At 60.1% G+C, this 20,392-nt stretch carries 20 protein-coding genes; 6 read left to right on the forward strand and 14 right to left on the reverse strand.

Annotated elements, in window-relative coordinates:
• The first annotated feature begins 130 nt into the window (after nt 1-130).
• The 4 genes from AC1RP7_RS20775 (at nt 131) to AC1RP7_RS20790 (ending at nt 5,430) form a co-directional block, all read left to right on the forward strand.
• Complete coding sequence (locus tag AC1RP7_RS20775; RefSeq protein WP_493181061.1) at nt 131-1,903, forward strand: N-acetylglutaminylglutamine amidotransferase; 1,773 nt, start codon at nt 131-133, stop codon at nt 1,901-1,903.
• A gap of 3 nt (nt 1,904-1,906) precedes the next feature.
• Nucleotides 1,907-3,655 carry an N-acetylglutaminylglutamine synthetase gene (ngg, locus tag AC1RP7_RS20780; RefSeq protein ID WP_429520563.1) on the forward strand — a complete coding sequence of 583 codons (1,749 nt, stop codon included), beginning with the start codon at nt 1,907-1,909 and terminating at the stop codon, nt 3,653-3,655.
• 156 nt (nt 3,656-3,811) lie between these two features.
• Nucleotides 3,812-5,002, forward strand: coding sequence for an osmoprotectant NAGGN system M42 family peptidase (locus AC1RP7_RS20785; RefSeq protein ID WP_057713750.1), 1,191 nt, complete (start codon nt 3,812-3,814; stop codon nt 5,000-5,002).
• A gap of 200 nt (nt 5,003-5,202) precedes the next feature.
• Complete coding sequence (locus tag AC1RP7_RS20790) at nt 5,203-5,430, forward strand: YheU family protein (RefSeq protein ID WP_056727184.1); 228 nt, start codon at nt 5,203-5,205, stop codon at nt 5,428-5,430.
• Between the two features lie 5 nt (nt 5,431-5,435).
• Here the strand turns inward: AC1RP7_RS20790 and csrA are convergent, their stop codons facing one another.
• The 3 genes from csrA to AC1RP7_RS20805 form a co-directional block, all read right to left on the reverse strand.
• A complete protein-coding gene (csrA, locus tag AC1RP7_RS20795; protein ID WP_057713749.1) occupies nt 5,436-5,621 on the reverse strand; it encodes a carbon storage regulator CsrA in 186 nt (61 codons plus the stop codon).
• Between the two features lie 154 nt (nt 5,622-5,775).
• Nucleotides 5,776-6,108, reverse strand: coding sequence for a YnfA family protein (locus tag AC1RP7_RS20800; protein ID WP_057713748.1), 333 nt, complete (start codon nt 6,106-6,108; stop codon nt 5,776-5,778).
• A 64-nt stretch (nt 6,109-6,172) separates the two neighbouring features.
• Nucleotides 6,173-6,988, reverse strand: a complete 816-nt coding sequence (locus tag AC1RP7_RS20805; protein WP_057713747.1) for an SDR family oxidoreductase — start codon at nt 6,986-6,988, stop codon at nt 6,173-6,175.
• Nucleotides 6,989-7,265: 277 nt separating this feature from the next.
• Between AC1RP7_RS20805 and AC1RP7_RS20810 the strand changes: the two genes are divergently transcribed.
• On the forward strand, nt 7,266-7,424 hold the full coding sequence (locus AC1RP7_RS20810) for a DUF3309 family protein (protein ID WP_172435350.1): 159 nt from the start codon (nt 7,266-7,268) through the stop codon (nt 7,422-7,424).
• 57 nt (nt 7,425-7,481) lie between these two features.
• On the opposite strand, the gene AC1RP7_RS20815 is transcribed toward AC1RP7_RS20810, so the two are convergent.
• From AC1RP7_RS20815 to AC1RP7_RS20860, 10 genes are all read right to left on the reverse strand, one after another.
• Nucleotides 7,482-9,575 carry an LTA synthase family protein gene (locus AC1RP7_RS20815; protein WP_150812229.1) on the reverse strand — a complete coding sequence of 698 codons (2,094 nt, stop codon included), beginning with the start codon at nt 9,573-9,575 and terminating at the stop codon, nt 7,482-7,484.
• Between the two features lie 337 nt (nt 9,576-9,912).
• Nucleotides 9,913-10,518: an START domain-containing protein gene (locus tag AC1RP7_RS20820; RefSeq protein ID WP_057713745.1), complete on the reverse strand. Its 606-nt coding sequence runs from the start codon at nt 10,516-10,518 to the stop codon at nt 9,913-9,915.
• Nucleotides 10,519-10,559: 41 nt separating this feature from the next.
• Nucleotides 10,560-10,814: a YkgJ family cysteine cluster protein gene (locus AC1RP7_RS20825; protein WP_046037440.1), complete on the reverse strand. Its 255-nt coding sequence runs from the start codon at nt 10,812-10,814 to the stop codon at nt 10,560-10,562.
• Nucleotides 10,815-10,980: 166 nt separating this feature from the next.
• Entirely contained in the window at nt 10,981-11,460 is a 480-nt protein-coding gene (locus AC1RP7_RS20830; RefSeq protein WP_150812227.1) for a translation initiation factor 2, read from the reverse strand.
• An 80-nt stretch (nt 11,461-11,540) separates the two neighbouring features.
• Nucleotides 11,541-12,980, reverse strand: coding sequence for an aminotransferase-like domain-containing protein (locus tag AC1RP7_RS20835; RefSeq protein WP_007973699.1), 1,440 nt, complete (start codon nt 12,978-12,980; stop codon nt 11,541-11,543).
• 201 nt (nt 12,981-13,181) lie between these two features.
• A complete protein-coding gene (locus AC1RP7_RS20840) occupies nt 13,182-13,994 on the reverse strand; it encodes an OmpA family protein (RefSeq protein WP_057713742.1) in 813 nt (270 codons plus the stop codon).
• Nucleotides 13,991-14,347, reverse strand: a complete 357-nt coding sequence (locus AC1RP7_RS20845) for a DUF4398 domain-containing protein (protein WP_056727192.1) — start codon at nt 14,345-14,347, stop codon at nt 13,991-13,993. Before AC1RP7_RS20845 ends, AC1RP7_RS20840 begins: the two co-directional genes overlap by 4 nt.
• Nucleotides 14,348-14,356: 9 nt before the next feature.
• Nucleotides 14,357-15,196 (reverse strand): substrate-binding periplasmic protein, encoded by an 840-nt coding sequence (locus AC1RP7_RS20850; protein WP_057713741.1) that lies wholly within the window; start codon nt 15,194-15,196, stop codon nt 14,357-14,359.
• A gap of 201 nt (nt 15,197-15,397) precedes the next feature.
• Nucleotides 15,398-16,327 (reverse strand): electron transfer flavoprotein subunit alpha/FixB family protein, encoded by a 930-nt coding sequence (locus AC1RP7_RS20855; RefSeq protein ID WP_057713740.1) that lies wholly within the window; start codon nt 16,325-16,327, stop codon nt 15,398-15,400.
• Between the two features lie 2 nt (nt 16,328-16,329).
• Nucleotides 16,330-17,079, reverse strand: coding sequence for an electron transfer flavoprotein subunit beta/FixA family protein (locus tag AC1RP7_RS20860; RefSeq protein ID WP_493181062.1), 750 nt, complete (start codon nt 17,077-17,079; stop codon nt 16,330-16,332).
• 548 nt (nt 17,080-17,627) lie between these two features.
• Between AC1RP7_RS20860 and AC1RP7_RS20865 the strand changes: the two genes are divergently transcribed.
• A complete protein-coding gene (locus AC1RP7_RS20865; protein ID WP_493181063.1) occupies nt 17,628-19,292 on the forward strand; it encodes an electron transfer flavoprotein-ubiquinone oxidoreductase in 1,665 nt (554 codons plus the stop codon).
• Between the two features lie 97 nt (nt 19,293-19,389).
• Here the strand turns inward: AC1RP7_RS20865 and AC1RP7_RS20870 are convergent, their stop codons facing one another.
• Nucleotides 19,390-20,280 (reverse strand): AraC family transcriptional regulator, encoded by an 891-nt coding sequence (locus tag AC1RP7_RS20870; RefSeq protein WP_057713738.1) that lies wholly within the window; start codon nt 20,278-20,280, stop codon nt 19,390-19,392.
• Between the last annotated feature and the right edge of the window lie 112 nt (nt 20,281-20,392).

Raw genomic sequence — 20,392 nt, forward strand, 5'->3', positions numbered from 1 at the left:
CCGTGGTCAGTCGCGCATATAACTCATCGATCTAAAACTCCCCTTACCGAGGAGGGTCACTTTCTGAGTACCCGCCGTTTCGGCGCGGTATCGATCGACCCTCCCCAACGGAAAAACCGGTAAGGAATTTATGTGCGGATTAGCTGGCGAGTTACGTTTTGATCATCAACCTGCAGACCTTGCAGCCATTGAACGAATCACCCATCACCTGGCCCCCCGCGGCCCCGACGCCTGGGGATTTCATAGCCAGGGGCCGGTTGCCCTGGGCCATCGGCGCCTGAAGATCATGGACCTGTCGGACGGCTCGGCGCAGCCGATGATCGACCCGCAACTGGGCTTGTCCCTGGCCTTCAACGGGGCGATCTACAACTTTCCGGAACTGCGCGCGGAACTTGAAAGCCTGGGTTACGCCTTCTATTCCGGTGGCGACACCGAAGTGTTGCTCAAGGGTTATCACGCCTGGGGCGAAGCCTTGCTGCCAAAACTCAACGGCATGTTTGCCTTTGCCGTTTGGGAGCGCGATGCCCAACGCCTGTTCATCGCCCGCGACCGTCTCGGCGTGAAACCGCTGTACCTGTCGCGCACCGGCCAGCGCCTGCGCTTCGCCTCGGCGCTGCCGGCATTGCTCAAGGGCGGCGACATCAACCCGATCCTCGATCCCGTGGCGCTCAATCACTATCTGAATTTCCACTCCGTGGTCCCGGCACCGCGCACTTTGCTGGCGGGCATTGAAAAACTGCCGCCGGCCACCTGGATGCGCATCGAAGCCGATGGCCGCACCGAGCAGAAAACCTGGTGGACCCTGCCCTACGGCCCTCACGCCGATGAGACGAATCTGACCCTCGAGGACTGGCGCGACCGTGTGCTCGACAGCACTCGCGAAGCGGTAGCGATTCGTCAGCGTGCGGCGGTGGATGTCGGCGTGCTGCTGTCCGGCGGTGTCGATTCAAGCCTGCTGGTGGGGCTGTTGCGGGAAGTCGGCGTGGACAATCTGTCGACCTTCTCCATCGGCTTCCAGGATGCCGGCGGCGAGCGTGGAGACGAGTTCCAGTATTCGGACCTGATCGCCCGACACTACGGCACGCAGCACCACCAACTGCGCATCGACGAAAAGGAAATCATCGAACAACTGCCCGCCGCGTTCCGCTCCATGAGCGAGCCGATGGTCAGCCATGACTGCATCGCCTTCTACCTGTTGTCACGAGAGGTAGCCAAACACTGCAAAGTCGTTCAGAGCGGCCAGGGCGCCGATGAACTGTTCGCCGGTTACCACTGGTATCCGCAAGTGGACGGCGCGAGTGATCCGTATGCCGCGTACCGCGAAGCGTTTTTCGACCGCAGTTACGACGACTACGCCGCCACCGTGCAACCGAAATGGCTGACCGCGAATGACGCTGCCGGTGACTTCGTCAAAGCGCATTTCGCCCAGCCCGGTGCCGATGCGGCGGTGGACAAGGCCTTGCGTCTGGACAGCACGATGATGCTGGTGGACGACCCGGTCAAACGGGTCGACAACATGACCATGGCCTGGGGCCTGGAAGCGCGCACGCCGTTTCTCGATTACCGCCTGGTGGAGCTGTCGGCACGGATTCCGGGACGTTTCAAACTGCCGGACGGCGGCAAGCAAGTCTTGAAAGAAGCCGCGCGACAAGTGATTCCCAGTGAAGTGATCGACCGCAAGAAAGGTTACTTCCCGGTGCCGGGCCTCAAGCATTTGCAGGGCGATACGCTGGAATGGGTGCGCGAGCTGCTGCTCGATCCCAGCCAGGATCGCGGCCTGTTCAACCCCGCGATGCTCGACCGTCTGCTGACTGATCCACAGGGGCAATTGACACCGTTGCGCGGCTCGAAGCTGTGGCAACTGGCGGCCCTCAACCTGTGGCTCAGCGAACAAGGAATCTGACCGATGAAACCTCACGCCACGGCTTTCAGCCAACGCCTGTTGCGCGGCCAGTCGCCCTCCTACGAACGCTTGCAAGCACGTCTGGCCGAGGATGGCAGTGAACTCGGCGGGGCGCCGATTGCCGTGCATTGCGGCTGGGGGCGCTTGCTGATCGGCCACACCTTTGCCGATGCCGCGAGCCTGGCCGGGGAGTTGCTCAACGAGCAGCCCGGCGAGCGGGACATTGCCCTATACGTCGCCGCGCCCCAGCAAGTGCTGGGGCTGGAGCCGACGCAGCTGTTCCTCGACCCGTCCGATACCTTGCGTCTGTGGTTCAGCGACTACCGTCAGGCGACCCGGGTGTTTCGCGGTTTCCGCATTCGACGCGCGCAAAGCGATGCCGACTGGCAGGCGATCAATCAGCTGTATCAGGCCCGCGGCATGTTGCCGATCGATGCCACCCTGCTGACGCCGCGCCATCTGGGCGGCCCGGTGTACTGGCTGGCCGAAGACGAGGACAGCGGCGCGGTCATCGGCAGCGTCATGGGCCTCAACCACCACAAGGCCTTCAACGACCCGGAAAACGGCAGCAGCCTGTGGTGCCTGGCGGTCGACCCGCATTGTGCGCGGCCGGGTGTCGGTGAAGTGTTGGTGCGGCATTTGATCGAACACTTCATGAGTCGCGGGCTCGCCTGCCTCGACCTGTCGGTGCTGCACGACAACCGCCAGGCGAAAAACCTTTACGCCAAGCTCGGTTTTCGCAACCTGACGACCTTCGCCATCAAGCGCAAGAACGGCATCAATCAGCCGCTGTTTCTCGGGCCCGGCCCGGAAGCCGCGTTCAACCCCTACGCGCGGATCATTGTCGAAGAAGCACACCGTCGTGGCATCGATGTACACGTCGATGACGCCGACGCCGGGATGTTCACCCTCAGCCATGGCGGGCGCCGGGTACGCTGCCGTGAATCCCTGAGCGACCTGACCAGCGCCGTCAGCATGACCCTGTGCCAGGACAAAAGCCTGACCCACAAAGTGCTAAAGGCAGCAGGGTTGAATCTGCCAGCGCAGCAACTGGCGGGTAACGCCGATGACAATCTGGCCTTCCTCGATGAACACCAGCGCGTGGTGGTCAAGCCACTGGATGGTGAACAGGGCCAAGGGGTGGCGGTGGATTTGCGCACCATAGAGGAAGTGCAACAAGCCATAGAAGCCGCTCGCCACTTCGACAGCCGCGTGCTGCTGGAAAGTTTCCACGAGGGCCTGGACCTGCGCATTGTGGTGATCGGTTTTGAAGTGGTCGCCGCCGCCATTCGCCGGCCAGCCGAAGTGGTCGGCGACGGCCAACACTCCATCGGTGCATTGATCGAAGCCCAGAGCCGACGGCGACAGGCGGCCACGGGCGGCGAAAGCAAGATCCCGCAGGACCAGGAAACCCTGCGCACCTTGCGTGCCGCCGGATACGACTACAACAGCATTCTGCCGGCCGGTGAGCACCTGTTCGTACGGCGCACGGCGAATCTTCATACCGGCGGCGTGCTTGAGGATGTCACGGCGATCCTGCACCCGACGCTGGTGGACGCCGCCGCCCGCGCGGCTCGGGCGCTGGACATTCCCATGGTCGGCCTCGACTTGATGGTGTCCGCCGCTGACCAGCCGGACTATGTGTTTATCGAAGCCAACGAACGGGCCGGGCTGGCCAACCACGAACCGCAGCCGACGGCGGAGCGGTTTGTGGATCTGTTGTTTCCGTACAGTCAGCCGGTGGTCTCTTAGCCATGTGTTGGCTGGGCTGATGCCATCGCGAGCAAGCTCGCTCCCACCTTTGATCGCATTTCCCTGTGGGAGCGAGCTTGCTCGCGATGGCGGCCTGACAGGCAAAACAAATCCCTCATCGAAACCATCGATGCGCTCAACTCATCAGGAGTTTCCATGACCAGCAAAATCCCCGAACCGGACCTCGGCTATCTGCAAAAAGTGCTGCTGGAAATGCTCGCCATTCCCAGCCCCACCGGGTTCACCGACACCATCGTGCGCTACGTCGCCGAACGTCTTGAAGAACTGGGCATTCCCTTCGAGCTGACCCGTCGCGGCACCATCCGCGCCACGCTCAAGGGCAAGAAGAACAGCCCCGACCGCGCCGTTTCCGCCCATCTGGACACCATCGGCGCGGCGGTGCGTGCAGTAAAGGACAACGGCCGTCTGACCCTCGCGCCCGTCGGCTGCTGGTCCAGCCGCTTTGCCGAGGGCAGCCGGGTCAGCCTGTTTACCGACAATGGCGTGATCCGCGGCAGCGTCTTGCCGCTGATGGCTTCCGGGCACGCATTCAATACCGCCGTGGATGAGATGCCGATCAGTTGGGATCACATCGAATTGCGTCTGGACGCCTACTGCGCCACCCGTGCCGACTGCGAGTCGCTGGGCATTAGCGTCGGCGATTTCGTCGCCTTCGACCCGCTGCCGGAGTTCACCGAAAGCGGCCACATCAGCGCCCGTCACCTCGACGACAAGGCCGGGGTGGCCGCACTGCTGGCGGCGCTCAAGGCCATTGTCGACAGTGGTGAAGAGCTGATGATCGACTGCCATCCGCTGTTCACCATCACCGAAGAAACCGGCAGCGGCGCGGCGGCGGCGTTGCCCTGGGACGTCAGTGAGTTCGTCGGCATCGACATCGCACCGGTCGCGCCTGGCCAACATTCCAGCGAGCACGCAGTGAGCATCGCGATGCAGGATTCCGGCGGGCCGTATGACTATCACCTGTCGCGCCACCTCCTGCGCCTGGCCAGCGACAACGACTTGCCGGCACGCCGGGACCTGTTCCGCTACTACTTCAGCGACGCCCATTCAGCGGTGACCGCCGGCCACGACATTCGCACCGCCCTGCTCGCCTTCGGCTGCGATGCCACCCACGGTTACGAGCGCACCCACATCGACAGCCTCGCCGCCCTGAGCCGCCTGCTCGGTGCGTACATCCTCAGCCCGCCCGTGTTTGCCAGCGATGCACAACCGGCCAAAGGCTCACTGGACCGCTTCAGCCATCAGCTTGAACATGACACACAGATGGAAAGCGATACACGGGTGCCGTCGGTGGACAGCCTGGTGGGGCAGCGGTCGGAGAGCTGATCCAGGATCTTCATTGCCTGGTAAACCGCTATCGCGAGCAAGCTCGCTCCGACACTCGACCGCATTCCCATGAAAGAACCCGGTCCCCTGTGGGAGTGAGCTTGCTCGCGATGGCGTCAGAGCAGACGACATCAAACCCCAGGCTAGCCGATACCGGTCATTCGCCGTAGCATCGCGCCATTGATCCAACCGAGGTGCCTATGCTGATCCCCCACGACCAACTTCAAGTCGACACCCTCACCCGCCTGATCGAGGATTTCGTGACCCGCGACGGCACGGACAATGGTGACGACACTCCCCTGGAAACCCGCGTACTGCGCGTGCGCCAGGCCTTGACCAAGGGTCAGGCACTGATTGTCTTCGACCCGGAAAGCGAGCAGTGCCAACTGATGCTCAAGCACGATGTGCCCAAGCACCTGTTTGACTGAGGTCTTCAGCGTCCCTTGGTTTTCGCCAGTTTGTTCTGGATGCGTTCGTAGATTTCACAGCGGTGCACATTGACGTCCTGAGGCGCTTCAACGCCAAAGCGGATGTTGCTTCCGTTGATCGCGAGAACGCGCACGGAAATGTTTTCACCGATGGAAATGGTTTCGCCCACAACGCGAGTGAGTACGAGCATGAGGAGTGTCCTTCAGGGGTTTCTGGCCCTTGAAGATGCCCGGCCCGCGGTACGCCTACAATGCTCCGACAGCAAACCAGACCGGACTGACAGCCCTTGACGCACACCACTTACGGAAAGGTCTGACAGACCGGTTGATTGTAGGACCGATCTGTCAGGACGCGGAGAATCGCGGCCCGAACAGAATGATGCTCGCGCCGATCACACACAGCGCCACGCCGAGCCAGTCCGAACCCAGCGGACGAATCCGCTCGACCACGGCCAGCCAGCCGATTGAGGCAATGATGTAGATGCCGCCGTAAGCGGCGTAGGCGCGGCCGGCGTAGGTGGCTTCGATCCGGGTCAGCAGCAGGGCGAACAGGGTCAGGCTCAGGAGCGCCGGCACCACCCACCACATGCTTTTCCCCTGGCGCAGCCACATCCAGAAAGCAAAGCAACCGGCAATTTCGAACAGCGCGGCGACGAAAAACCACAGGTAATTAAGCATGCAAGCGTCTCGCGAGGATGGCCGATGGCGGCCACCCTAACTACAGCGTTGCCTGCGGGCAAGATCAGCTTGCGGATTGCCTGGCCTTGGCGCGCATTTTGTCGGCCATGGCGGTCATTTCGTTGTAGAGCAATTGCGGGTTCTTCTGCTTGATCGCCCAGGCCATGCGGCCCTGTTCGTGGGGCAGGATCATGAACTCGCCGGCGGCGACCTGCTGATAGATGTAGTCGGCGATGTCGGCGGCGCTGATGGGCGAGCTTTCCAGCAACTTGCCGACCTGGGCTTTCATGGCCGGGGTCGGGCCACGGAAGGAGTCCAGCAGGTTGGTCTGGAAGAACGACGGACACACCACATGCACGCCGACTTCCTGATGCGCCAGCTCGATCAGCAGGCTTTCGGACAACGCCACCACGCCCGCCTTGGCCACGTTGTAGTTGCTCATCGCCGGGCCTTGCATCAGCGCGGCCATGGACGCGATGTTGATGATCTTGCCTTTGCTTTTTTCCAGCAGTGGCAGGAAAGCCTTGCAGCCCTTGACCACGCCCATCAGGTTGATCGCGATCTGCCAGTCCCAGTCCTCCAGGGACAACTCACTGAAGAACCCGCCAGACGCTACACCCGCGTTATTGACGATGACATCGATGCCGCCGAGTTTGACCTCGCAGGCCTGGGCGAACGCTGTCAACTGGCTGTAATCGCGTACGTCGCAGCGCTGGATGAAACCGTCGCCGCCCGCTTCGCGGACCAGCTTGAGGGTTTCCTGCAAGCCGGGCTCGCTGACGTCCGACAAAGCCAGTTGCCAGCCTTCACGCGCCCAGCGCAGCGCGATTTCGCGACCCAGGCCAGAGCCTGCACCAGTGATCATCATGCGATTTTGCATAGCAGACAGCCTTGTTGTTCTTGGAAGATGCACCGAGTGTAGCGAAGGAAATTGCCCGACCCACGCTCCATCAGATTGCTGAATGGCCCGAGCAAACTGCGGGAGCGTCTGACGCAATCAAGGCGACTACAAAAAATAAGAACCCGTGCGAAATACTTCAAAAAAACTTGGAATTTTCCTGCAAACGCAATAGTCCGAATTTTTAAGCAGCTCGAATTTACTTCATTCCCGCTGACCTTGATTGGCATGGTCAATCCACTGCATTTTCGACAAGGAAATAGACATGGGCACAATACTGATCATCATTCTGATCCTGTTACTGATCGGTGGTTTACCGGTCTTCCCGCACTCCAGAAGTTGGGGTTACGGCCCGTCCGGTATCATCGGCGTCGTATTGGTGGTGCTGTTGATCCTGCTCTTGCTTGGCCGAATATAAGTATCCGCCAGGCAAAAAAAAGAGGCCCTTGAAGGGCCTCTTTTTTTGCGTCACAACTTAGTCCGGCTTGCCATCAACAACACCGGCGGTGTTGTCCAGCAGACTCTTGGTCGCTGTTTGCAGGAACGCTTCGAGCTTGAGTTTCAACTCGGCGGTACGCGGCGCATCAGCAATGACTTCGGCGCGAGGGTTGGCACCCAATTCATACTGATACAACTTCGGCGCCATGTCCTTGTCCTTCGGCAGGACCAGAATCTGGTCCGCGGTGAGGACGGCCGTGGTCTGCTCACTGCCCGACGGCTTGATCACACCAATACCGGCGTCGCCTTCCGGCAGGTTGAGCAGGTCGCGTCCCCAGCACTGATGACGTACTTCGCCACCGATGCGGCCCATGATGGTCGGCACGATGTCGATCTGAGTGCCCACGGTGTGGTCACGTTGGCCGAATTTTTCCTGGATGCCCGGCGCGATCATCAGCATCGGCACGTTGAAGCGGCCCAGGTCCATTTCGGTGATCTGCCGTTCGTTACCAAAACCGTGGTCACCGACGACGACAAACAGGGTTTCCTTGAAGTACGGCTCCTTGCGGGCCTTTTCAAAGAACTGGCCCAGTGCCCAGTCCGAGTAACGCATGGCGGTCAGGTGTTCGTTCAGGTTGCCACGATCGGTCACGCGCTCGACCGGCAATGGCGTCGGCAAGGCGTAAGGCGTGTGGTTGGACAGGGTTTGCAGCAAGGCATAGAACGGCTTGCCGTTTTCCCGCGCCTTGAGCTCGACCAGGCCACGGTCGAACATGTCCTGGTCGGACACGCCCCAGGTCGGATCAGAGAACACCGGATTCACGAAATCGTTACGGCCGATGAAGTTGGTCATGCCCTGGTTGCTGAAGAAACCCGACTGGTTGTCCCAGGCGAAATCGCCGTTGTAGACATACACGTCGTCGAAGTCACGGGCGCTGAGCAACTGCGGCAGACCGGACAGCTTGTGGCTGCCTTCCGGGGTCTGCATCAGGTATTCGAAGCCCGGCAGGTTCGGGAAACAGGCCATGGTGGCGAACATGCCCTGGTGGGTATGGGTACCGTTGGAGAAGAAGCGGTCGAACAGCAAGCCTTCCTTCGACAGTTTGTCGAGGTACGGCGTGATGTTGCCTGGCCCACCCAGCGCACCCACCGAGTGACCGGCCATGCTTTCCATCAGGATCACGACGACGTTCTTGATCGGCAAGGTCTTGTCGGCTGGCGGGGTGTAATCGCGACGTACCGCCGCGGTCTCGCCATCCACCAGTTTGTCATCCGCCATCACCAGCATGTCACGCACCACTTGCTGGGCTTGTGGCTGTGGCAGCGTGGCTTTCCAGATATTGTCGCGATCCTCGGACATCCGGCTCTTGGCGGCGGCGACCAGAGAAAGCGTACCGTTGAGACCCAACTGGTTGGCGAAATTGGAATCTGTGGTGTAGACATCACCCCAGCGCATCGGCGGGCCTTGGCGCAAGGTGCCACGGGCCGCGACGACACAGATCAGCAGGCAAACCACGAACACGCCAATGCGTGCATACCACGGCGCGACCTTGCGTGTGCCGATGCTGCCGCCACTGAACGGGCCACGAGGGCGGGTCGCACGGTCGGCGCCCTTGAATGCCATGCTCAGGATCACGGTACCCAGAGCCCACGCCAGCAGATAGCGGACCACCGGAAAACCATACCAGAGCATGCTGGCCACGGTTTTCGGGTCTTCCTTGACGTACTGGAAGACCAGGCCGTTGAGGCGCTGGTGGAATTCACGATAGAAGTCCATCTCCATCAGGCCCAGGAACAGCGCGATGCTGGAGACCACTGTCAGCCAGAGTCGGAACAGCCCGCGTGCCGCCATGGCCCGGGCGCTGAACAAGGCCAGCAGCAACGGAATACTGAGATAGACCACCAGGCGCAGGTCGAAACGCAGACCGTTGGCGAATGCCTCGAGGAAGGTCGAAGCCGGTGTGTCGAGGATCATTGAGCTGTTGTAAGCCAGCAGCGCGACGCGCAGCAGACTGAACATGACCATCATGACCAGGGCACACAACAGCGTGTAGGCCAGATGCGATTTGACGGTCGGTTGCAGCAGGCGACTAGAAGCTCGCTGCTGACTCAGGGCGTCCGGGATTGCCATGTCGTTTTAGGACCCATTGGAAGTTGAAGTTTCAAAAATACAGCTGCGCCTTGCCCTCTTTTCGGCCCGTACCAGGCCTGGGGGTTTGCGCGGTGCGCAAATGTTGCACGATCAACGGCAGCATTGCCATTGATAACTACCCTCATCCCGAGTCTTTCATCCTGCATTCAGCCATACGCTGCGCGTTACGGGAGAGCCGGCGAATTGTCTTGGAGAGTGGGTGAAAATTTCGTGCAACGCATATCCGGTAACAAATTAAAACCTGAGCAGCGTTCAAAAAAGCAAACGCCCCGATCGAGTCGGGGCGTCACGAAGTCACCTCAAAAGAGTGACACAATTACTTCTCGGCGCGTTCCTTGAGGGCTTTCAAGGTATTGAACGGGGCATCCACCACGAACTTGTTGGCCACCATCGACGGCACGCTGCCGCCCGGCTCGGTGTGCACCTGATAGGTCACTTCGATCTGGTCGCCCTTGGGTACGAACTTCCAGAAACCGTCGACCTTGGTGACCCGGACGAAGCCTTTTTCTTCAGGAATGTATTTCGGCACGCCTTCGAGCTTGCGGGTCAGGCTGCCATCGGCCCCTTCGATGGTGGTGATGTGCAACACCGAATCACGGGGAGTAACCGGCCACGGGGTGTTGAACTGAGTGTAGGTCCAGCTCTGCTCACCTTCGTGCTTGAGCAGCTTCTGGGTTTTGCATTCGTGAATCCAGGCGCAGGCTCCGGACACGTCGTCCTGCAACGCACGCAGCTTGGCCATGGTGGTCTTCATCAGCGTGACGCCCTGGTAGGCCTTGTAGTCGGAGCCGGCCACTTCACTCAGGGAGATCTTGATGCCGTCTTCGTCTTTCTTGACCTTCCAGTCTTCGGCCTGGGCCGTCGAGGTAGCCAGCACAACCGTCAAACCACACAGCACAGCCATACGATGCAGCGAACCCATAGTCTTATTCCTTATTGTTGAAGTTCCGTTCGTAGAACACATCACGCCGCCGTCATTTGCTCCCACCAGCCGATCAACCGGATGGCTTCTTCGCTGCTGCTTCCGCAAACCTCGGGATCGGCCTCGAAGGCAGAACACACCGCCGGCCGTTCCGGCTGGCCGAAAATACTGCACAGGTTATCGGAGGAAAGTTGCAGGCAACGCTGCCCCGCGGCCTTGCCATTGGGCATACCGGGAATCGGTGAACTGATGGAAGGGGCAATGCAACAAGCGCCACAGCCCTCACGGCATTTCATGACGACAAGCTCCTCGCGACGAGCAATGTGTTAATGGACGGGGCACAGAGTACCCGTTAAAACAGTTGTTTTAAATTACCTGCGGGCGGGTTTTTCAACGCAAACGAGCATGACCGGCCAGTCTCCGACAAAGCGTCTGGCCTGCGGTTCGCGGATCCTGACGGGGTTACTGCTTGAACTCGAAATCCAGTGCCGCGCCTTCGACCTCGTGGCGTTCTTCATTTCGCAGTTGCAGCTGCATTTCGTTGCTGAGCAGGCGGCCGTTGAGCTGGAACTCGCTGTTGCCGCTTTTGTCACCGAACATCTGGGGTAACAACGGTTCGCGCCTGACCAACGGCACCGTTCCGACCGGCTTGAGCTCTTGAACCATATCCTTGGGCAAGCTCAGATCCAGTTTGGTAGATGGAAGCTCAGTCTTTGCCACCTCGCTGGCCGGTTTCGATTTGGAGGCAATGGGCGGACGCTTTTTCACGGGCGTCGCCTGCTTACCGGCCACCGAGGCTTTTTTGACAGGTGCGGCTTCTATCGGTGCGACGTGGAAACTGCCGGTAGTCTGATCCTGCTCGGTAGCAGCCACGACGGATGCCGGCTGAATACTCGCAATCAGGCAGAGCAAAAGCCAGGCGGCAGGAAAAGTCGGTTTCATGTATCCAACGGTGGGTGCAAACGGCAGAGATGCATATGCTCGCCTGTTGCAGCCCACAAGACAAGCGCAGTCGCAGCCTGTTACAAACCGCCAGCCATCTCCTGGCAGAGTTGGGTGGCCAGCATGCCCAGGGTCATCAATGCACGCTCGGCCTCGCGGTTCCACGGGGTGCCGCAATTGAGCCGGATGCAGTGATTGAATTGCTCGGTATTACTGAAGATCAGTCCCGGCGCGATACTGATGCCCTGCTGCAATGCCCGCACGTGCAACTCTTGCGTGTTGACCCGCCCCGGCAGACTGACCCACAGAATGAAGCCGCCGGTAGGTCGGGTCATCTGCGTGCCTTCAGGGAAATACTGTTGCACGGCCAATTGGAAGGCACTGAGGTTTTTCCGGTACTCCTGACGGATGAAGCGCAAATGCCGGTCGTACCCGCCATTTTCCAGGTACGCGGCAATGCCCATCTGGGTGACGCTGCACGCGGAATGCGTACTGAAGGTCTGCAAGCGCTGGATTTCCTGCTGATACTTGCCGGCGATCATCCAGCCGATCCGCACGCCAGGCGACAGGGTCTTGGAGAAACTCGAGCAATAGATCACCCGATCCAGCCGATCATAGGCCTTGAGAGACTTGGTGCGCCCCTGCTCGAACATCAGCTCACCGTAGATATCGTCTTCGACAATCTGGATATCGAAGTCCGACGCCAGGCGCAGCAATTGTTTCTGCCGCTCCTCCGGCATGGTGCCGCCCAACGGATTGCTCAGGCGGGTGGTCAGCACCAACGCCTTGATCGACCATTGGTTGGCCGCCAGTTGCAGGGCTTCCAGGCTCATGCCCGTGGCTGGATCACTGGGGATCTCGATGACCTTGAGCCCCAACAGGTCGGCCAGTTGCAGCAACCCGTAATAGGTCGGCGACTCGGCCGCGATCAGATCGCCCGGACGGGTCAGCACACGCAAGGACATCTGCAGCGCATCGACGCAACCGTGGGTGATCACCACCTCCGACGGATCGACCACCACGCCGGCATCGCGCATGCGGATCGCCACTTGTCGGCGCAACGGCTCGAAACCAGGGCTGAACATGTAGCTGAAGGCCCGCGGGCTATGGAAACGGGTGACTTTGGCCAATTGCTGATGCAGTGCCCGCACCGGCAAATAGTCGACACTCGGCACCGCAGCGCCCAGCGGGAAGACACCTTCACGACGGGACTCGACCAGGACTTGCTGAATGATGCTGCTGCGGGTGACCAGCCCGGGGCGCTCGACCCGGGCGATGTCCGGCGTCGGCGCGGTGAGTGCCGGCGTCTGGTGCACGTAGTAACCCGACTGCGGCCGGGCGCGGATCAGCCCCTGATCCTCGAGATTAGCATACGCCTGCAACACCGTCGCATGGCTGACATTGAGCTGCGAGCTCATCTTGCGCACCGAAGGCACGCGCTCCCCAGGCTGATAGACCCCACGGCGGATGTCTTCGGCCAGTTGTTGAGCAATACGTTGATAGAGCAAAAGATTGGTCATGACGCAGCACTCGATTTCACGGGCATTTTATTCTTGTGTGAAACAATACCGGAACAGTTTAGAAGTGTACGGGGACAGTTGCCACAATAGTCGACCGTACAGTGCAGTGTCAGCAAAATCTGTACTGTTTTGTGCGGTAATCGGCAGGCATAAAAAAACCCGGCACTGCATGGCAGGCCGGGCTTTCCAGCGACGCAACCCTTAGCGGGCAGCGCCGAGCTGGCCCTTTTCGTCGGAAAACACAATTTCCACCCGACGATTCTGCGCCCGGCCCCGTTCCGACGCGTTCGCGTCCACCGGATACTCGTCGCCATAACCCTCGACCTGGATGCGCTTGTCGTCGATACCCAGGTCCATCAGCACGTCAGCCACCGATTGCGCCCGGTCGCGGGACAGCTTGAGGTTTTCCTGCTTGCCCCCGGTACTGTCCGTATAACCTTCGATCCGCACCACTCGCTTGGGGTTGAGTTGCAGGAACTGCACGATCTTCAACACCACACGGTTGGCCGACGGTTTCAATTCCGCTTCACCAGTGTCGAACAGCATGTCGCCCAAGGTCATCACCAGCCCGCGGTCGGTCTGGCTGGTCGTCAATGCCAGGATCTGCTCCTCGAGCCATTTGCCTTGCTGCTGCACGCTGAACAGTTTGGATTCACGCAATGCCAGTTGCAGACGCTGCCGTTCCAGTTCGAGTTTTGCCGCTTGCTCTTCGTTGAGCACCTGATTGGTGTGCTCCCGGGCAATGGCGCTGTAGCGCTGGCTCAGGTAGGCGTAATGCACCACGTCCGAACCGCTGCCCCAATAGCTGGACAGGCGATCGGCACGGGCCAGGGACTCACCGGCGCGAATCACGTCCTTGGGGGCGATTCGCAGCACATTGGAGTCTTCCTTGACCTTCTGAAAGTCGGCACCGGCCTGCTGCAACGCAGACTCGCTGTGCTGGCTGGCGCAGCCAAAGAGGCTCGCGCAGCCTGCCAGGATCAAACCGCCGAGGGCTTTGCTCTTGAGGCTCATTGGGCATCTCCCAGTTGCTTGCGCAGGCGGGCGATGCGGGTGTTGAGCACGTTCAACTGTTCCTCGCTCTTGGCCGTCAACACCTTGGCTTCAGCCAGGCGCGCATCGAGTTCGGCCTGTTCGGCCCGCATGCGTGCGTTTTTGAAGGATTGATCGGTCATGTTGCCCTTGGCGCGGTTGAACTTGTCTTCGGCCAGTTTCATTTCCGGCACATCGTCGGCGGTGGCGCCTACGGCCTTGGCCTGTTCGAGTGCCTGTTCGGTCAGGCGAATCTGTTCATTCGGCGCAGGATCGGTTGCACAACCCGCCAGGGCGGCAAAGGCCACGGCAGCGAAAAGAGGTCGAATACTCACTGAAAATCCTTACTGTTTTGGGGTACTGACGGGTTGTTGCGGGGGGCTTGGCTGTGGTTGTGAGCGTTGCGCTTTCCATCGCTCGATATTGCGCATCAGCACGGCCTCCGTCAGTCCGGACGCGGGCAATTCTGTCATCTTTTTGGCCAACTGTCCGCGCAACCACGGATCGTTGCACGCCGAGTCATGGGAAATCGCCAGGTACAGGCCAGGTTTGTCGACCGGTTGCGCGCGCGCGACCAGGTCAGCGGCCATGCCCAGTGTCTGTGCGGTCGCCATGCCCGAGTAACGCCCTGCCAGTACAAACTCGACCTCGCCCAACAGCAGTTTCTGAAAGGCCTGGGTCAGGTTGGACGTGCGCGTGAGGGTCAGTTGCTGTCCAGCAAAGGTGCTGAATTGCGGGGTCATTCGGGCCTTTTCCGACACGGCACCGGGATGGCCGTGCAGGTCCTGTGCTTCGTTGTAGACCAGTGTCGAGTCCTTGCGAGTCCAGACCAGGTAGTCGTTTTCCAGCAAGGCTGGATGGATGTAGTCCAGGGTCTCCAGCTCGCTGACGGTCAACGTCGCGTCCGCCAGCATGTCCATGCGCCCGCTGCGCACTTCGTCCAGGGCCTGGGCGCGTTTTCCGGCATAAAGCAGTTCGACCTTGAGCCCCAACTCCCCCGCCACTTGCTGCAGCAAATCGGCGCTGGCACCGATCAGGTATTTGGGATTGTGCGGGTCTTGCCACAGGTACGGCGGTGCATCCGGGCTGCCGGTGACCACCAGCCGCTCGCATTTACCCGCGGCGACAGACAGCGCCGGCAATAGCGTCAATCCCAGCAAGCTCCACACACAGCGCAGATCCATGGCTTCACACTCCACTCATACCTTGTTATGCCCCCCCCTGTAGGAGCGAGCTTGCTCGCGATGGATTCAAAGGCACCGCGTTTATCCAGGATCGACGCGTCATCGTTAACGTCCATCGCGAGCAAGCTCGCTCCTACAGAATGAAGAGCAAAAAAAAAGCCCGACCAAAAGGCCGGGCTCTTTATAAGTGAAGCAGCCGGATTAGACCAGCTTCTCCAACTCAGGGATGGCTTCGAACAGGTCCGCCACCAGGCCGTAATCGGCCACCTGGAAGATCGGCGCTTCTTCGTCCTTGTTGATCGCAACGATCACTTTGGAGTCTTTCATGCCGGCCAGGTGCTGGATCGCGCCGGAGATACCGACGGCGATGTACAGCTGTGGAGCAACGATCTTGCCGGTCTGACCGACCTGCATGTCGTTCGGAACAAAACCTGCGTCGACCGCGGCGCGCGATGCACCGACGGCAGCGCCCAGCTTGTCGGCCAGGGCGTACAGGTGTTTGAAGTTGTCGCCGTTCTGCATGCCGCGACCGCCGGAAACGACGATCTTGGCAGCGGTCAGTTCCGGACGATCGGACTTGGCCAGTTCTTCGCCAACGAAGCTGGAGATGCCAGCGTCGTGGGCAGCGCCAACAGCTTCAACGGCAGCGGAGCCACCTTCAGCTGCAACCGGGTCGAAACCGGTGGCACGCACGGTGATCACCTTGACCGCAGCGTTCGACTGAACGGTAGCGATGGCGTTACCGGCGTAGATCGGACGCTTGAAGGTGTCGGCGCTTTCAACCGAGATGATCTCGGAGATCTGGTCAACGTCCAGTGCAGCGGCAACGCGCGGCAGGATGTTTTTGCCGTTGGAAGTGGCGGCAGCCAGGATGTGGCTGTAGCCCTTGCCCAGCTCTGCAACCAGAGGAGCGACGTTTTCCGGCAGCTGGTGCGCGTAGGCAGCATTGTCAGCTACCAATACTTTGCTCACGCCAGCGATTTTCGCAGCGGCTTCAGCCACGGCACCAACACCCTGGCCAGCGACCAGAACGTGGATGTCGCCACCGATTTTGGCGGCAGCAGCAACGGTGTTCAGGGTGGCAGGAGCCACAACCTTGTTGTCGTGCTCAGCGATTACCAAGATAGTCATGATTAGATTACCTTCGCTTCGTTTTTCAGTTTCTCGACCAGTTCAGCCACCGACTTGACCTTGATACCCGCGCTGCGTGCAGCCGGCGCTTCGACTTTCAAAGTCTTGTTGGTGGAGGCGGTGGAAACGCCCAAAGCATCCGGAATCAGCACTTCGAGAGGCTTCTTCTTGGCTTTCATGATGTTTGGCAGAGACGCATAGCGCGGCTCGTTCAAACGCAGGTCGGTGGTGACGATCGCCGGCAGTTTCAGGGAAACCGTCTGCGCGCCGCCGTCGATTTCACGGGTCACAGCTACGCTGTCGCCGCTGATTTCGACTTTCGAAGCGAACGTGCCCTGACCGTAGCCACTCAATGCAGCGAGCATCTGGCCAGTCTGGTTGTTGTCGCTGTCGATGGCCTGTTTGCCAAGGATCACCAGCTGAGGCTGTTCCTTGTCGACAACAGCTTTCAACAGTTTGGCAACAGCCAGGGAAGTCAGGTCTTCGGCGGACTCGACGAGGATGGCGCGGTCGGCACCCAGAGCCAGCGCGGTGCGCAGTTGCTCTTGAGCGGTGGACGGGCCTACGGAGACGACGACGATTTCAGTCGCAACACCCTTCTCTTTCAGGCGTACGGCTTCTTCCACGGCGATTTCGCAGAACGGGTTCATCGACATCTTGACGTTGGCAAGATCGACGCCGGAATTGTCCGCCTTGACGCGAACCTTGACGTTGTAATCCACAACGCGTTTGACAGCTACAAGAACCTTCATGGATTCCTCGTTACTCTCCGGTGAAAAGAAAGTCGCCTAGGCGAACCTGGCGGTTGATGCTCATCGGGCGCAAGGGCACCTCCAAAAACGCCGGCAAAGCTGTCAAGTGACCATCGCTCATGATCTGGATGACCGTTGGTCAGTGGTGACTGACGAGTCATTCAACATCGCGGCGTGTAAACTGCACATCAAACCCGCGCAGCGCATCACTCTCTACTGCCATCGCCCTGTCTTTAGAGGTGCTCTTGAAACCAACAGCCAGCCTACGGCGAGCGCAAAACCGCCCGTATCTTGACCGGAACGCCTATTCCGGTCAATACGCCAAAATGGCCGTTCATAAGGCGCGTGACTTTGATTTCTCTGGCTTTGAGCCAATTCAAACAAACGTTTGTATTGGACGCTGAGAGTGGTGTAGATATAATGCGCCACCAAAAGAGAAAGGTGGTCAATCGATTGTCCTCTTCCGGCGTTGCGCCGGAATTCATGGATGCGACACCCGACTTCCAAATTAGAAAAAAAACTGTTGAGCCTTGAGTAGGAGATAACCTGTGGAACGCGAATACATGGAATTCGACGTGGTCATCGTCGGTGCCGGCCCCGCTGGTCTTTCCGCCGCCTGCCGCTTGAAGCAGAAGGCCGCCGAAGCCGGTAAGGAAATCAGCGTCTGCGTGGTCGAAAAAGGCTCCGAAGTCGGTGCTCACATTCTGTCCGGCGCCGTGTTCGAACCACGGGCCCTGAACGAACTGTTCCCGAACTGGAAAGAACTCGGCGCGCCGCTGAACACGCCCGTCACCCGCGACGACATCTTCGTGCTCAAGAACGCTGAAAGCGCGCAGAAAATTCCAGACTTCTTTGTGCCCAAGACCATGCACAACGAAGGCAACTACATCATCTCCCTGGGCAACCTGTGCCGCTGGCTGGCCCAGCAGGCCGAGAACCTGGGCGTGGAAATCTACCCTGGCTTCGCCGCTCAGGAAGCGCTGATCGACGAAAACGGCGTGGTTCGCGGGATCATCACCGGCGACCTGGGCGTCGACCGCGAAGGCAACCCGAAGGAAGGCTTGTACACTCCTGGCATGGAACTGCGTGGCAAGTACACGCTGTTCGCCGAAGGTTGCCGTGGCCACATCGGCAAGCAACTGATCAAGCGCTTCAACCTGGACACTGACGCTGATGCCCAGCACTACGGCATCGGCCTGAAGGAAATCTGGGAAGTCGACCCGGCCAAGCATCAGCCAGGCCTGGTAGTGCACACCGCCGGTTGGCCGATGGACATCATGGGCACCGAGAACACCGGTGGCTCGTTCCTCTATCACCTGGAAAACAACCAGGTCGTGGTTGGCCTGATCGTCGACCTGTCCTACAGCAACACCTACCTGTCGCCGTTCGACGAGTTCCAGCGTCTCAAGCATCACCCGGTGCTTGCTCAGTACCTGGAAGGCGGCAAGCGCATCAGCTACGGCGCACGTGCCATCTGCAAGGGCGGCCTGAACTCGCTGCCGAAAATGGTGTTCAAGGGCGGCGCGCTGATCGGTTGCGACCTCGGCACCCTGAACTTCGCCAAGATCAAAGGCAGCCACACTGCGATGAAGTCCGGCATGCTCGCCGCTGAATCCGTGGCCGAGGCGCTGTTCGCCGAGAAGGACGGCACCGAAGAGCTGACCACTTACGTCGACTCGTTCAAAAAGAGCTGGCTCTACGAAGAACTGTTCGCCAGCCGCAACTTCGGCCCGGCAATCCACAAGTTCGGCGCCATCGTCGGCGGCGGTTTCAACTGGCTCGACCAGAACATCTTCGGCGGCAAACTGCCGTTCACCCTGCACGACACCAAGCCGGATTACGCTTGCCTCAAGCTCGCGGCCGACTGCAAGAAGATCGACTACCCGAAACCGGACGGCAAGCTCAGCTTCGACAAATTGAGCTCGGTGTTCATCTCCGGTACCAACCACGAAGAAGAACAGCCGTGCCACCTGAAGCTGGCCGACGCGAGCATCCCGATCAGCAAGAACCTGCCGCTGTACGATGAGCCGGCACAGCGTTACTGCCCGGCCGGCGTGTATGAAGTGATCACCAAGGAAGACGGCGAGAAGCGCTTCCAGATCAACGCCCAGAACTGCGTTCACTGCAAGACCTGCGACATCAAGGATCCTGCTCAGAACATCACCTGGGTGGCGCCGGAAGGTGCCGGCGGCCCGACTTACCCGAACATGTAAGCCGAACCGCTGAACATCAAGGCTCCCGAAACGGGGGCCTTTTTGTTGCGTGCGATTCAGGACATAACACCGCCCCCACAGGGGATCTATTACCAACTCAGGCAGCGCGTTCATCCCCGGGATTACGCTCGAAGTACCGCTTGTACTCGCGACTGAACTGCGACGTGCTCTGATACCCCACCCGATGCGCCACCTGCGCCACACCCAGCCCCTCCCCCACCAACAACTGCTGTGCCCGCAGCAGACGCAATCGCTTCAGGTACTGCACCGGTGACAACAAGGTGCTGCGCTTGAAATGCTCGTGAAAGGTCGACGCACTCATGTTGGCGCAACTGGCCAGGGTCTCGACGTTCAACGGTTCGGTGTAATGCGCATGCAGATGACTGAGGGATGCCGCGATCCGGGCGAACTGCCCCTGCTGCTCAACCAGTGCCCGCAATACATCGGCTTGCGGACCGCGCAGGGCGACGAACAGCAACTCACGCAAACGCGCTTGCCCCATGATCTGGCATTCCAGCGGATCGTGCAGGCAACGCAGCAGCCGCTCGACACAACCGCGCATGGCGTCATCGAGCACTGCCGAGGTCATGGACTCCGGTGTTTGCGCCGGAATATGCCGCCCCGGCGCCAGGCCCATCGCCAACACCAACTCGCCCAGCATCACCCGGTCGATCGCGACGGAAACACCCAGCATCGGCCCGCTGGGCGCGGCAAAGGTTTCACACTCGAACGGCACCGGCAGCGCCTGAATCAGGTAATGCCCAGCACCATATTCCAGGGTGCGCGGCCCCAGGTACGCCAGTTTGCTGCCCTGGGCGATGATCACCAGGCTCGGCTCATAGATCTGCGGCCCACGGGCCACGTCGCAACTGGCCCGCAGAACCTGTACGCCCGGCAACGCAGTCGGGACGAAACCGTCGCGAGTGGACAGCGGCTCGATCAGCGAAACCAGGGTGGCATTGGCATCAAGGTAACGGGTCAACAGCATCGGGGCTCTTCACAAAAAAGGTCACGGAATAAGGGACGAAAGCATCATCGCAGGTCTGATTGCCAATGGGCTCGAACAGAGGCGGATGCCGGAGGAATAGGCATGACACCCG

The sequence above is a fragment of the Pseudomonas sp. GW822-FHT01E03 genome (assembly GCF_058802985.1).